Annotated in this window: 8 protein-coding genes; 6 read left to right on the top strand and 2 right to left on the bottom strand. The window is 63.3% G+C overall.

Translation table 11 applies throughout. The features are described from left to right. Positions 1-30 precede the first annotated feature (30 nt). The 6 genes from V6607_RS14955 (at position 31) to V6607_RS14980 (ending at position 12,205) form a co-directional block, all read left to right on the top strand. Positions 31-1,341, top strand: coding sequence for an MdtA/MuxA family multidrug efflux RND transporter periplasmic adaptor subunit (locus tag V6607_RS14955; RefSeq protein ID WP_003207498.1), 1,311 nt, complete (start codon positions 31-33; stop codon positions 1,339-1,341). Beyond that, complete coding sequence (locus tag V6607_RS14960) at positions 1,338-4,439, top strand: MdtB/MuxB family multidrug efflux RND transporter permease subunit (protein ID WP_087692387.1); 3,102 nt, start codon at positions 1,338-1,340, stop codon at positions 4,437-4,439. The genes V6607_RS14955 and V6607_RS14960 overlap by 4 nt, the downstream gene beginning before the upstream one ends. Next, positions 4,436-7,543, top strand: coding sequence for an efflux RND transporter permease subunit (locus tag V6607_RS14965; RefSeq protein WP_003207502.1), 3,108 nt, complete (start codon positions 4,436-4,438; stop codon positions 7,541-7,543). Before V6607_RS14960 ends, V6607_RS14965 begins: the two co-directional genes overlap by 4 nt. After that, complete coding sequence (locus tag V6607_RS14970) at positions 7,540-9,018, top strand: efflux transporter outer membrane subunit (protein ID WP_338743960.1); 1,479 nt, start codon at positions 7,540-7,542, stop codon at positions 9,016-9,018. Before V6607_RS14965 ends, V6607_RS14970 begins: the two co-directional genes overlap by 4 nt. A gap of 274 nt (positions 9,019-9,292) precedes the next feature. Then, complete coding sequence (locus tag V6607_RS14975; RefSeq protein WP_003207505.1) at positions 9,293-11,386, top strand: EAL domain-containing protein; 2,094 nt, start codon at positions 9,293-9,295, stop codon at positions 11,384-11,386. Between the two features lie 72 nt (positions 11,387-11,458). Continuing rightward, positions 11,459-12,205 (top strand): SDR family oxidoreductase, encoded by a 747-nt coding sequence (locus V6607_RS14980; protein WP_008435175.1) that lies wholly within the window; start codon positions 11,459-11,461, stop codon positions 12,203-12,205. 49 nt (positions 12,206-12,254) lie between these two features. On the opposite strand, the gene V6607_RS14985 is transcribed toward V6607_RS14980, so the two are convergent. After that, positions 12,255-12,626, bottom strand: a complete 372-nt coding sequence (locus V6607_RS14985) for a hypothetical protein (protein ID WP_008435173.1) — start codon at positions 12,624-12,626, stop codon at positions 12,255-12,257. 188 nt (positions 12,627-12,814) lie between these two features. Continuing rightward, positions 12,815-14,224, bottom strand: a complete 1,410-nt coding sequence (gene mapR, locus V6607_RS14990; protein ID WP_003207510.1) for a GntR family transcriptional regulator MpaR — start codon at positions 14,222-14,224, stop codon at positions 12,815-12,817. Positions 14,225-14,233 lie beyond the last annotated feature (9 nt).

Below are 14,233 nucleotides of genomic sequence, written 5' to 3' on the forward strand. Positions count from 1 at the left end.
AGCCTCCCGAAGAAGAAGCTCTCGCACCCAATGGTTGATCACTCCATGCAATCCACCCCTCGTCACTCCCGCCGCTGGCTGTTCGGCCTCCTTGTGCTGCTGGTCATTGCCGGCCTGTGCTGGAAGTTCTGGCCTGGCACCAGCCACAAGGACAGCGCCGAGAAGAAGCCCGCCGGGCATGCCGGCAAGTCGGGGATGATGCGCCCGGGCTTTGGGGGTTCTACCGGCCCGGTGCCGGTGCGTGTGGCGCCGGCGGTGCTGGGCGAATTCCCGGTGTACTACAAGGCGCTGGGTACGGTGACGGCACTCAACACCATCAATGTGCGCAGCCGGGTTGGCGGAGAGCTGGTCAAGATCGCCTTTGAAGAGGGGCAGATGGTCAAGGCCGGTGACCTGCTGGCGGAAATCGACCCGCGCAGTTACCAGAATGCCTTGCTCCAGGCCCAGGGCACGTTGCTGCAGAACCAGGCCCAGCTGAAAAACGCCCAGGTCGACGTGCAGCGTTATCGCGACCTGTATGCCCAGGACAGTATCGCCAAGCAGACCCTGGACACCGCCGAAGCGCTGGTGTTGCAGTACCAGGGCACGGTCAAGACCAACCAGGGCGCGGTGGATGACGCCAAGCTCAACCTCGAATTCACCAAGATCCGCGCACCGATTACCGGGCGTGTCGGCCTGCGCCAGGTGGACGTGGGCAACCTCGTCGCCGCCAACGACACCACCTTCCTGGCGGTGATCACCCAGACCCAACCCATCAGCGTGGTCTTCACGTTGCCGGAAAACACTCTGGAAACCGTGCTGGCGCGTTATCACGCCGGCAACAAGCTGCCGGTGGAAGCCTGGGACCGTGGCGATGTCGCAGTGAAAGCCACGGGCGTGCTGCAGAGCCTCGATAACCAGATCGACGTCACCACCGGCACCCTGAAATTCAAGGCGCGGTTCGATAACAAGGACCAGGCGCTGTTCCCCAACCAGTTCGTGAACGTGCACTTGCTGGCCGACACCCTGCACAACGTGGTGCTGGCGCCGTCGGCGGCGATTCAGTTCGGCAATACTGGCACCTTCGTCTACGTGCTCGATGGCGACAAGAAGGTCAAGGTGCGTCCGCTGGTGATCGGTGATTCCGACGGCGACAACACCGTGGTCAAGCAAGGCCTGGCCGCCGGCGACCGCGTGGTGCTGGAAGGCACCGACCGCCTGAAGGACGGCAGTGACATTGAAGTGGTCAACGACAGCACTGAAGTGCCGACCACGCCGACCGAACACCTCCAGGGTCAACCGGCAGCCAAGACGCAACAAGGCCCGGCTGATGCCGCCAAGGCGCAAAAGGGCGGCGCATGAACCTCTCGCGGCTGTTCATCCTTCGCCCGGTAGCCACTACCCTGAGCATGCTGGCCATTGTCCTGGCTGGCGTGATCGCTTATCGCCTGCTGCCGGTCTCGGCCTTGCCCCAGGTGGATTACCCGACCATCCGGGTGATGACCCTGTACCCCGGCGCCAGTCCGGACGTAATGACCAGCGCGGTCACGGCGCCCCTTGAGCGTCAGTTCGGGCAGATGCCCGGCCTGACCCAGATGGCGTCCACCAGCTCCGGCGGCGCCTCGGTGCTGACCCTGCGTTTCAACCTCGACATCAACATGGATGTCGCCGAGCAACAGGTGCAGGCCGCTATCAACGCCGCCACCAACCTGCTGCCCAAGGACCTGCCGGCGCCGCCGGTGTACAACAAGGTCAACCCGGCGGATACCCCGGTGCTGACCCTGGCCATCACCTCCAAGACCATGTTGCTGCCCAAGCTCAATGACCTGGTCGACACGCGCATGGCGCAGAAGATCGCGCAGATCAGCGGCGTCGGCATGGTCAGCATCGCCGGCGGCCAGCGCCAGGCGGTGCGGATCAAGGTCAACCCCGAGGCCCTGGCGGCCAACGGCCTGAACCTGTCGGATGTGCGCACCCTGATCGCCGCCTCCAACGTCAACCAGCCCAAGGGTAACTTTGACGGCCCCACGCGGGTGTCGATGCTCGACGCCAACGACCAGTTGGTCTCGCCCAAGGAATACGCCGAACTGATCCTCGCCTACAACAACGGCGCGCCGTTGCGGCTCAAGGATGTGGCGCAGATCGTCGACGGCGCCGAGAACGAACGCCTCGCGGCCTGGGCCAACGAAAACCAGGCGGTCCTGCTGAACATCCAGCGCCAGCCCGGGGCCAACGTCATCGAGGTGGTGGACCGCATCAAGGCGCTGTTGCCAAGCATCACCGACAACCTGCCGGCGGGCCTGGACGTGACGGTGCTTACCGACCGTACCCAGACCATCCGGGCCTCGGTCAAGGATGTACAGCACGAATTGCTGATCGCCATTGCCCTGGTGGTGATGGTGACGTTCCTGTTCCTGCGCCGCTTCAGCGCGACCATTATTCCGTCCATCGCCGTGCCGCTGTCCCTGGTGGGCACCTTCGGCGTGATGTACCTCGCCGGTTTCTCCATCAACAACCTGACGCTGATGGCGCTGACCATCGCCACCGGTTTTGTGGTGGACGACGCCATCGTGATGCTGGAGAACATTTCCCGCTACATCGAGGAAGGCGATACACCGCTCAATGCGGCGCTCAAGGGCGCCAAGCAGATCGGCTTCACCCTGATTTCCCTGACCCTGTCGCTGATCGCGGTATTGATCCCGCTGCTGTTCATGGCGGACGTGGTGGGGCGCTTGTTCCGTGAATTCGCGATCACCCTGGCGGTGGCGATCCTGATTTCCCTGGTGGTGTCCCTGACCCTGACGCCGATGATGTGCGCGCGGTTGCTCAAGCGTGAGCCGAAAGAGGACGAGCAGGGCCGTTTCTACAAGGCCAGCGGCGCCTGGATCGACTGGCTGATCGAGGCCTACGGGCGCAAGTTGCAGTGGGTGCTCAGGCATCAGCCGCTGACCCTGCTGGTGGCCATCGCCACCCTGGGCCTGACCGTGGTGTTGTACATGGTGGTGCCCAAGGGCTTCTTCCCGGTGCAGGACACCGGTGTGATCCAGGGCATTTCCGAAGCGCCACAGTCGATTTCCTTTGCGGCGATGAGCCAGCGCCAGCAGGAACTGGCGAAGATCATCCTCGAAGACCCGGCGGTGGAGAGCCTGTCGTCCTATATCGGGGTAGACGGTGATAACGCCACCCTCAACAGTGGTCGCCTGCTGATCAACCTCAAGCCCCACGGCGAACGGGACCTGAGCGCGGCGCAGATCATCACGCGCCTGCAGCCGCAACTGGACAAGCTGGTGGGGATTCGCCTGTTCATGCAGCCGGTGCAGGACCTGACCATCGAAGACCGCGTCAGCCGTACCCAGTACCAGTTCAGCATGTCCTCGCCGGACGCCGAGCTGCTGGCCTTGTGGAGTGAAAAGCTGGTACACGCCCTCAGCCAGTTGCCGGAACTCTCCGACGTCGCCAGCGACCTGCAGGACAAGGGCTTGCAGGTGTACCTGGTGATCGACCGTGACGCCGCATCGCGCCTTGGTGTGTCGGTGTCGACCATCACCGACGCGCTGTACGACGCGTTCGGCCAGCGGCAGATATCCACCATCTACACCCAGGCCAGCCAGTACCGCGTGGTATTGCAGGCCCAGTCCGGTGAAACCCTCGGCCCGGACGCCCTGAACCAGATCCATGTGAAAACCACCGACGGTGGCCAGGTGCGGCTGTCGAGCCTGGCCCATGTGGAACAGCGCCAGGCCCAGTTGGCAATCGCGCATATCGGTCAGTTCCCGGCGGTGATGATGTCGTTCAACCTGGCCCCCGGCGTGGCGCTGGGCAAGGGCGTCGACCTGATCAACCAGACCCAGAAAGACATCGGCATGCCGGTGGGCGTGCAGACCCAGTTCCAGGGCGCGGCCCAGGCATTCGAGGCTTCGCTGTCGAGTACCTTGCTGCTGATCCTGGCGGCGGTGGTGACCATGTACATCGTGCTCGGGGTGCTCTACGAGAGCTACATCCACCCGATCACCATCCTCTCGACCCTGCCGTCGGCAGCGGTGGGCGCCTTGCTGGCCTTGCTGCTCAGTGGCAACGACCTGGGGATGATCGCGATCATCGGCATCATCCTGCTGATCGGCATCGTGAAGAAGAACGCGATCATGATGATCGACTTTGCCCTCGACGCTGAGCGCAACCAGGGTCTGGACCCGCAAACCGCGATCTACCAGGCGGCGCTGTTGCGCTTCCGGCCGATCCTGATGACCACCCTGGCGGCGCTGTTCGGTGCCGTGCCGTTGATGCTCGCCACCGGCTCCGGCGCCGAGTTGCGCCAGCCGCTTGGCTTGGTGATGGTGGGCGGGTTGCTGGTGAGCCAGGTGTTGACCCTGTTTACCACCCCGGTGATCTACCTGTATTTCGACCGCCTCGGCCGTCGCTGGCGCAAAGAGCCGGTGCGCCTGGAGCCGGTTGAGTCATGAACCTGTCCGGACCTTTCATTCGCCGGCCGGTAGCCACCATGCTGCTGAGCCTGGCGATCATGCTGCTGGGCGGCGTCAGCTTCAACCTGTTGCCGGTGTCGCCATTGCCGCAGATCGATTTCCCGGTGATCGTGGTGTCGGCCAGCTTGCCGGGGGCCAGCCCCGAGGTGATGGCGTCTACGGTGGCCACGCCGCTGGAGCGTTCCTTCGGCGCGATTGCCGGCATTACCACCATGAGCAGTTCGTCGAGCCAGGGTTCGACCCGGGTGATCCTGGCGTTCGACTCCAATCGCGACATCAACGGCGCGGCGCGGGAAGTGCAGGCGGCGATCAACGCCTCGCGTAACCTGCTGCCCAGTGGCATGCGCAGCATGCCCACCTACAAGAAGATCAACCCGTCCCAGGCGCCCATCATGGTGCTGTCCCTGACCTCGGACGTGTTGCCCAAGGGCCAGCTGTACGACCTGGCCTCGACCATCCTGTCCCAGAGCCTGTCCCAGGTGCCGGGCGTGGGTGAAGTGCAGATCGGCGGCAGCTCGTTGCCCGCCGTGCGTATCGAACTGGAACCCAAGGCCCTCGACCAGTACGGCGTGGCCCTGGACGATGTGCGCAATACCATCGCCAATGCCAACGTGCGCCGGCCCAAGGGTTCGCTGGAGGACAGCCAGCGCAACTGGCAGATCCAGGCCAACGACCAGCTGGAAAAGGCCAAGGACTATGAACCGCTGCTGATCCGCTACCAGAATGGCGCGGCCTTGCGCCTGGGGGATGTGGCGAAGATCAGCGACGGCGTCGAGGACCGCTACAACAGCGGCTTCTTCAACAATGACTCGGCGGTGCTGCTGGTGATCAACCGCCAGTCCGGCGCCAACATCATCGAGACGGTGAAGCAGATCAAGGCACAACTGCCGGCCTTGCAGGCGGTGTTGCCGTCCAGCGTCAAGCTGAACCTGGCCATGGACCGTTCGCCGGTGATCACCGCCACCTTGCACGAAGCCGAGATGACCCTGCTGATTGCCGTGGCCCTGGTGATCCTGGTGGTGTACCTGTTCCTCGGCAACTTCCGCGCCTCGCTGATTCCCACCCTGGCGGTGCCGGTGTCGCTGGTGGGTACGTTTGCAGTGATGTACCTGTTCGGCTTTTCCCTGAACAACCTGTCGCTGATGGCGCTGATCCTCGCCACCGGCCTGGTGGTGGACGATGCCATCGTGGTGCTGGAGAACATTTCCCGGCACATCGACGAGGGTGTGCCGCCGATGAAGGCGGCTTACCTGGGGGCCCAGGAAGTCGGCTTCACCTTGCTGTCGATGAACGTCTCGCTGGTGGCGGTGTTCCTCTCGATCCTGTTTATGGGCGGTATCGTTACCAGCCTGTTCCGCGAGTTTTCCATCACCCTGGCAGCGGCGATCATCGTCTCGCTGGTGGTGTCGCTGACCCTGACCCCGATGCTCTGCGCCCGCTGGCTCAAGCCCCATGTCAAAGGCCAGGAAACAGGCTTGCAGCGCTGGAGCCAGAAGATCAACGATCGCATGGTGGCCGGCTACGCCCGCAGCCTGGACTGGGTGCTGCGCCACAAGCGCCTGACGCTGCTCAGCCTGTTGGTGACCATCGGAGTCAACGTCGCGCTGTATGTGGTGGTGCCGAAAACCTTCATGCCCCAGCAGGACACCGGGCAACTGATCGGCTTTGTGCGTGGCGACGACGGGCTGTCATTCAGTGTGATGCAGCCGAAGATGGAAATCTTCCGCAAGGCGGTCCTGCAGGACCCCGCGGTGTTGAGCGTGGCAGGCTTTATCGGCGGCAACAGCGGCACCAACAACGCGGTGATGCTGGTGCGGCTCAAGCCCATCAGCGAACGCAAGATTTCTGCCCAGGCGGTGATCGAGCGCATGCGCAAGAATGTGCCACTGGTGCCCGGCGGGCGCCTGATGCTGATGGCTGACCAGGACCTGCAATTCGGCGGCGGCCGCGACCAGACCACCTCGCAGTATTCCTACATCCTGCAGAGCGGCGACCTGGCGGCCTTGCGCCTGTGGTACCCGAAAGTGGTTGCCGCGTTGCGTGAGCTGCCGGAGCTGACCGCCATCGATGCCCGTGAAGGGCGCGGCGCGGCCCAGGTGACGCTGATTGTCGACCGCGACCAGGCCAAGCGCCTGGGCATTGACATGGACATGGTCACTGCCGTGCTCAACAACGCCTACAGCCAGCGGCAGATTTCCACCATCTACGACAGCCTCAACCAGTACCAGGTGGTGATGGAGGTCAATCCGAAGTACGCCCAGGACCCGATCACCCTCAATCAGATGCAGGTGATCACGTCCACCGGTGCGCGCGTGCCGCTGTCGGCCATCGCTCACTATGAGAACAGCCTGGCGGACGACCGGGTCAGCCATGAAGGCCAGTTCGCCTCGGAAAACATTGCCTTTGATATGTCGCCCGGCGTCACGGTGGAGCAGGGCACGGCCGCCATTGAGCGGGCGATTGCCAAGGTCGGCCTGCCGGAAGAGGTGATCGCGAAGATGGCCGGTACGGCCGACGCCTTCGCCGCCACCCAGAAAGGCCAGCCGTTCATGATCCTCGGTGCATTGGTGGCGGTGTACCTGGTATTGGGGATTCTGTATGAGAGCTATATCCACCCGCTGACCATTCTGTCGACCTTGCCGTCGGCGGGGGTGGGCGCCTTGCTTTCGATTTACCTGCTGGGGGGCGAGTTCAGCCTGATCTCGCTGCTGGGGCTGTTCCTGCTGATCGGGGTGGTGAAGAAAAACGCGATCCTGATGATCGACCTTGCGCTGCAACTGGAACGCAAGGACGGCATGAGCCCGCTGGAATCGATCCGCGCCGCCTGCCTGGTGCGGCTGCGCCCGATCCTGATGACCACGCTGGCGGCGATTCTTGGCGCCGTGCCGCTGCTGCTCAGCACGGCCGAAGGCGCGGAAATGCGCCAGCCCCTGGGCCTGACGATTATCGGCGGGCTGGTGTTCAGCCAGATCCTGACCCTCTACACCACGCCTGTGGTTTACCTTTATCTCGACCGCCTGCGCCACCGTTTCAACGGTTGGCGCGGAGTGCGTACCGATGCTGCCCTGGACACTGCGCTATGACCGATTCAACGTTTCCCACCGTGCAACGTCTGGCGATGACTCGCGGCTCAAAGCTGCTGAGCCTGGCCCTGTGCGGCGTGATGCTCAGCGCCTGCGCCGTCGGCCCGGACTACAAACGCCCCGAATTGACCGAGCCTGCCCAGTACAAAGAGGCCCAGGGCTGGCGCCAGGCCGCGCCCAGCGACTCGCTGGCCCGGGGCGCCTGGTGGGAGCTGTACGGCGACAAACAACTCAATGAGCTGGTAGAAAAACTCAACAGCTCCAACCAGACGGTGGCCCAGGCCGAGGCGCGTTATCGCCAGGCCGCCTCGCAGGTGCGCAGTGCCCGTGGGGCGTTCTTCCCCACGGTTGACCTGAGTGCCTCGAAAAGCCGGGCCAGCCAGGGTACCGGCAGCAGTAACGCCAGCCTCAGCAGCTCCAGCAGCGGTATTCGCGACACCCTCAACACCCAGTTGGGCGTGAGCTGGGAAGCCGATATCTGGGGCAAACTGCGCCGGGGCCTGGAAGCCAATGAAGCCAGCGCCGAAGCCAGCGCGGCGGATCTTGCGGCGATGCGCCTGAGCCAGCAATCGGAACTGGTGCAGGATTACCTGCAACTGCGGGTCATGGACGAACAGACCCGTTTGCTGCAAGCCACGGTGGACACCTACCAGCGCTCCCTGCAGATGACCCAGAACCAATACCGCGCCGGTGTCTCGGGCAAGGACGCCATCGCCCAGGCCCAGACCCAGCTGAAAAGCACCCAGGCCAGCATGATCGACCTGATCTGGCAGCGGGCGCAGCTGGAAAACGCAATTGCCGTGCTGATCGGTGTGCCGCCGGCCAACTTCAACTTGGCGGTGAGCAAGGACATTCCGGCGCTGCCGCAGATTCCGGTGAGCTTGCCGTCGCAACTGCTGGAGCGCCGCCCGGATATCGCTCAGGCGGAGCGCTCGGTGATCGCGGCCAACGCCAACATCGGCGTGGCCAAGACCGCCTACTACCCGGACCTGACCCTGAGCCTGGCCGGCGGCTACTCCAGCAGCACCTACGCCGACTGGATCAGCCTGCCGAACCGCTTCTGGTCGGTGGGGCCGAAACTCGCCATGACCCTGTTCGACGGGGGCCAGCGTTCTGCCGAAGTTGACCGCGCCGAGGCGTCCTACGATGAAACCGTGGCCAAGTACCGCCAGACCGTACTCGATGGGTTCCGTGAGGTGGAAAACTACATGGTCCAGCTCAAGGTCCTGGAAGACGAGGCGGTCGTGAGTAACGAGGCCCTCGAAGCGGCCCGGGAATCCCTGCGCCTGACCCAGAACCAGTACAAGGCCGGGTTGATCGCCTATCTCGATGTGGTCACCGTGCAAGCCACCGCCCTGAGCAACGAGCGTACGGTGCTGACCCTGCTGCAAACCCGGCTGGTTGCCAGTGTGCAACTGATCGCTGCACTGGGCGGTGGCTGGGATGGCCAAATTCAGCTGAGCGACAAGAAGTAAACACCGCTCTGGCTGGTGTACGGGCTTGTGTGGGCGCGGGCTTGCTCGCGAAAACGGTGGGGCAGTCAACTGTGTATGAACTGACCCGCCGCTTTCGCGAGCAAGCCCGCTCCCACAAGGGTTCTGCGGTGTTTTTGAGCCAGCGGATTGGCGTCAAATTTTGAATGATGGCTATACGACAATATTTCAGGTGTACAAGATTTATTCTCGCTACAATCCCTGACTTTTCAGCCCGGCACGGATGCCGTTCGGCCCATAGGTCACGAGAAGTCCCATGCTCACCGGTAGTTATTCCCCCGCGCTGGTCCTGATTTCCCTGTTCGTCGCGATCCTCGCATCCTATACGGCGTTGGACCTGACCGGCCGCATCGCCACTGCCAGGGGCCGCGCGGTGTACCTGTGGATGGGCGGCGGCGCGCTGGCGATGGGCGTGGGGATCTGGTCGATGCACTTTATCGGCATGCTCGCCTTCCGCCTGCCCATCAGCCTCGGCTATGACGTCGGCATCACGGCGCTGTCGTTGTTGATCGCGATCCTGTCCAGCGGTTTTGCCTTGTGGCTGGTGAGCCAGCCGCGTTTGCCGGCGTGGCAACTGGCATTTGGCGCATTGATCATGGGCGCCGGCATCAGCGCCATGCACTACACTGGCATGGCCGCCATGCGCATGACCCCCGGCATCGACTACGACCCCACGCTGTTCACCGCCTCGTTGCTGATTGCCGTGGGTGCGTCGGCGGCGGCGTTGTGGATTGCCTTCAACCTGCGGCGCAACACGCCGTATGTGCGGTTGGCCCGAGGCGGGGCGGCGATGGTGATGGGCGTGGCGATTGTCGGCATGCACTACACCGGCATGGCCGCCGCGCGTTTCGCCGATGGCAGCTTCTGCGGCGCGGCCCTGGACGGCTTGAGTGGCAAGGGCCTGGATAACCTGGTGCTGGTTACCACCCTGGCAGTGTTGATCATCGCGCTGCTGACCTCCCTGGCCGATGCCCGCCTGGAAGCCCGCACCGCGGTGTTGGCCGACTCCCTGACCCAGGCCAACCAGGAACTCACCCACCTGGCCCTGCACGACATGCTCACCGGCTTGCCCAATCGCACCCTGCTCGCCGACCGGATCCAGCAGGCGATACAGCGGGTGAACGAAGAGGGCGGCTGCTTCGCGCTGATGTTTATCGACCTGGACGGCTTCAAGCCGGTGAATGACGCTTTTGGTCACCATATGGGCGACCAGCTGTTGCAGCAAGTCGGCCTGCGCCTGCGCGAAGACTTGCGCAGCCAGGACACCCTGGCCCGCATCGGCGGTGACGAGTTTGTATTGCTGGTGCAATTGGGCCAGCCCGACGATGCGTTGCGCTTGGCCGAGCGCCAGGTGGGCATGATCAACCAGGCCTTCCACGTCGCCGAGCATGAGCTGAAAATCTCCGCCAGCATCGGCATCGCACTGTTCCCCGGCAACGGCGCCACGCCCCAGGAACTGCTGATGAACGCCGACGCGGCGATGTATCACGCCAAGGGCATGGGCAAGAACGGCTACAGCTTTTTCGACGTGTCGATGAACACCAATGCGCGCAAGCAACTGCAACTGCTGCAGGACTTGCGCAATGCCGTGGAGCACGAGCAGTTCCGGCTTTATTACCAGCCCAAGTTCGACGCCATCAGCGGCCGCCCGGTCGGTGCCGAGGCGCTGCTGCGCTGGGAGCACCCGCAACAAGGCCTGTTGTTGCCGGACAAGTTTATCGAGCTGGCGGAAAAGACCGGGCTGATCATCCCCATCGGCGAATGGGTACTCAACGAAGCCTGCCGCCAGATGCAGGTGTGGTATGCCCAGGGCTATCACGACTGGCGCATTGCCGTGAACCTGTCGGCGTTGCAGTTCTGCCACGCCGGGCTGGTCAAGAGTGTCGCCGCTGCCCTGGAACGCCACCGCTTGCCAGCCAACAGCCTGACCCTGGAAATCACCGAAACCACCGCCATGAGCGATGCCGACGCGAGCATGACGGTGTTGCAGAAGCTTTCGGACATGGGCGTCGACCTGTCCATCGACGACTTCGGTACCGGCTATTCGAGCCTGATGTACCTCAAGCGCCTGCCGGCCAATGAGCTGAAGATCGACCGGGGATTTGTGCGTGACCTGGAGCACGACAGCGACGACGCCGCTATCGTCTCGGCCATCGTCGCCCTCGGTCAGGCCCTGGGCCTGCGCATTGTGGCCGAGGGTGTAGAGACCGACTCACAGCAGAGCTTCCTCACCCGGCTGGGCTGCGATTCGCTTCAGGGGTATTTGCTGGGGCATCCGTTGCCGGCCGAGGGTTTCATGGCCGACATCCAGCGCGCCGAGCAGGTGGTGAGTGTGCATTCGGTGATGTGAGCCCATGCAAAACCTGCAGGGCGCAGGTAGTATTGGATCCATCAGCTCACGTTGAACCAGGAGACCTTACACATGGACAAAGTCGTCGTCATCACCGGTGGCAGTCGTGGGATCGGCGCCGCCACGGCGCTGCTGGCCGCCGCCCAGGGCTATCGCATCTGTATCAATTACCAGGCCGATGAAGACGCCGCCCACCGCGTACTTGAGCAAGTGCGTGCCCTCGGCGCCCAAGCGATTGCCGTGCGGGCTGATGTCAGCATCGAAGACGAAGTGATTGGCCTGTTCCACCGGGTCGATACCGAACTGGGCCGGGTGACGGCACTGGTCAACAACGCAGGTACCGTCGGGCACAAGTCGCGGGTCGATGAGATGTCCGAGTTCCGCATTCTGAAGACCCTCAGGACCAATGTGTTGGGGCCGATCCTGTGTGCCAAGCATGCGCTGCTGCGCATGTCGCCCAAGCATGGCGGGCAGGGCGGCAGCATCGTCAACGTTTCATCGGCCGCCGCGCGGTTGGGCTCGCCGGGGGAGTATGTGGATTACGCCGCGTCCAAGGGCGCGCTGGATACCTTCACTCTCGGGCTCTCCAAGGAAGTGGCGGGCGAGGGGATCCGGGTCAATGGCGTGCGTCCCGGGTTTATTTTCACCGACTTCCACGCCCTGAGCGGCGACCCGGATCGGGTCAGCAAGCTTGAACCGGGCATCCCCATGGCCCGTGGCGGGCGTGCAGAGGAAGTCGCGGAAGGGATTATCTGGCTGCTCTCGGACAAGGCGTCCTATGCGACGGGAACCTTTCTTGACCTGGCGGGCGGTCGGTAGTTTTGTACCGCCTGTGGCGAGGGGCACGCCGCTCGCCACAGCCCAGGTATCAGGCGCCGCGCAGCGCTTCATAGCCCCTGAGGGAAAACGCCTTGAGCAGGCTGGCCTCCGAGTCTGGATGAATGGCGTAGCCGTGATTCGAAAAACCGTCCAGGACACCGTTGCGGCTATGGCTGGCGCTTAATTTGAGATCGTCCACGTTGTCGATAAATCGCAGTACCTTATCCAGGTTGTAGGTGGCGTCGGCGCGAGAGTCCGGGTCTTGGTTGGCCGCGCTCCAGTCACCCACCTGGCGCTTCAGGTCATCGCTCACTTCGTAGTGGTCGCGGTTATCCAGGAAGTTCTTCAGCACAGGGCTTTGTTCGGTAATCTGGTCACTCGATCGATGATCTCCCGCGGGGCGCCCGGTAGCGCCTGTCATTTCGCGCACCTGTTGCTGTTCTGCGGCACGCATATAGTGGGGAGGAACGGGAAGGGGTCGCAGGCCGGCAGCTGAAGAAATAGTCATAAGGCATCTCTGATGTGAACCAAGTGAATGCGTTCTTTCTATCGTAAGAAATAGCGCACTCCTGTGTGGTTCTTAGCCCGGCTACGGTTCCCATCCGTAGGTTAAAACGAACGCACAATCTTCCCCAGCGTCTCCATCGCCTTCTCACACGACTCATCCCACGGGCTGCCGTAGTTCAAGCGAATGCAGTTCCTGAAGCGCTGTGTCGGCGAGAAGATCGGTCCCGGTGCGATGCTGATGCCCTGGGCCAGCGCCATCTGGAACAACTTCAACGAGTCGGTTTGTTCCGGCAATTCCAGCCACAGGAAGTACCCGCCGGCAGGCTGGCTGACCCGTGTCTGCGCCGGGAAATAGCGCGCGATGGCGGCGAGCATGGCGCTTTGCTGTTCTTCCAGCGCGTAACGCAATTTACGCAGGTGCCGGTCGTACCCGCCGTGTTGCAGGTAATCGGCAATCGCCGCCTGGGCGGGCATCGAGGCACACAGCGACGTCATCAATTTCAGCCGCTCGATCTTCTGCGCATAACGTCCGGCGGCGACCCAGCCGATGCGGTAGCCCGGAGCCAGGCTCTTGGCGAACGAGCCGCAATGCATCACCAGGCCTTCGGTGTCGAACGCCTTCGCCGGTTTGGGCGCCTGTTGACCGTAGTACAACTCGGCGTACACGTCGTCTTCGATCAGCGGCACCTGGTGGCTGCGCAGTAACTCCACCAGTTCCTGTTTCCGGGCCTCGGGCATGGTTGCGCCCATCGGGTTCTGGAAACTGGTCATGCACCAGCAGGCCTTGATCGGGTAACGCTCCAGGCTTTGCGCCAGCACCTTGAGGTCGATGCCATCGCGCGGGTGTACGGGGATTTCCACCGCCTTGAGTTTCAGGCGCTCGAGGATTTGCAGGCTGGCGTAGAACGCCGGTGCTTCGATGGCCACCAGGTCGCCCGGCTCGGTCACGGCTTGCAGGCACAGGTTCAGTGCTTCAAGGGCGCCGTTGGTGATCAACAGTTCTTCCATGGGCAGCATCAGCCCGCCCACCATGTAGCGCAAGGCAATTTGCCGGCGCAGTTGCGGGTTGCCCGGCGACATGTCGGTGACCACCATGCGCGGGTCCATTTCCCGGCTGGCGCTGGCCAGGGAACGGGCCAGGCGTTGCAGCGGGAACAGCGTCGGGCTGGGGAAGGCCGAGCCGAAGGGCACGGTTTGCGGGTCCTTGATGGAATCGAGCACCGAGAACACCAATTCGCTGACGTCCACCTCGGTGGACTCGTGCACATGGGCACTCACCACCGGCTCGGAAAACGGGCTGGGCGCATGGGTGTTGACGAAGTACCCGGAGCGCGGGCGGGCGCGGATCAGCCCGCGTCGCTCCAGCAGGTAGTACGCCTGGAACACCGTGGACGGGCTGACACCGTATGTCTGGCTGGCATAACGCACCGAAGGCACGCGCTGGCCGGGCCCGAGCACGCCGGAGCGGATCAGTTCTGCGATGTCGTCGGCGAATTTTTCGTAGCGTTTCATTGGGGCTCA

Origin of the sequence: Pseudomonas sp. KK18, from assembly GCF_037094675.1 — a bacterium.
In the GTDB taxonomy this organism is placed as follows: Bacteria; Pseudomonadota; Gammaproteobacteria; order Pseudomonadales; family Pseudomonadaceae; genus Aquipseudomonas.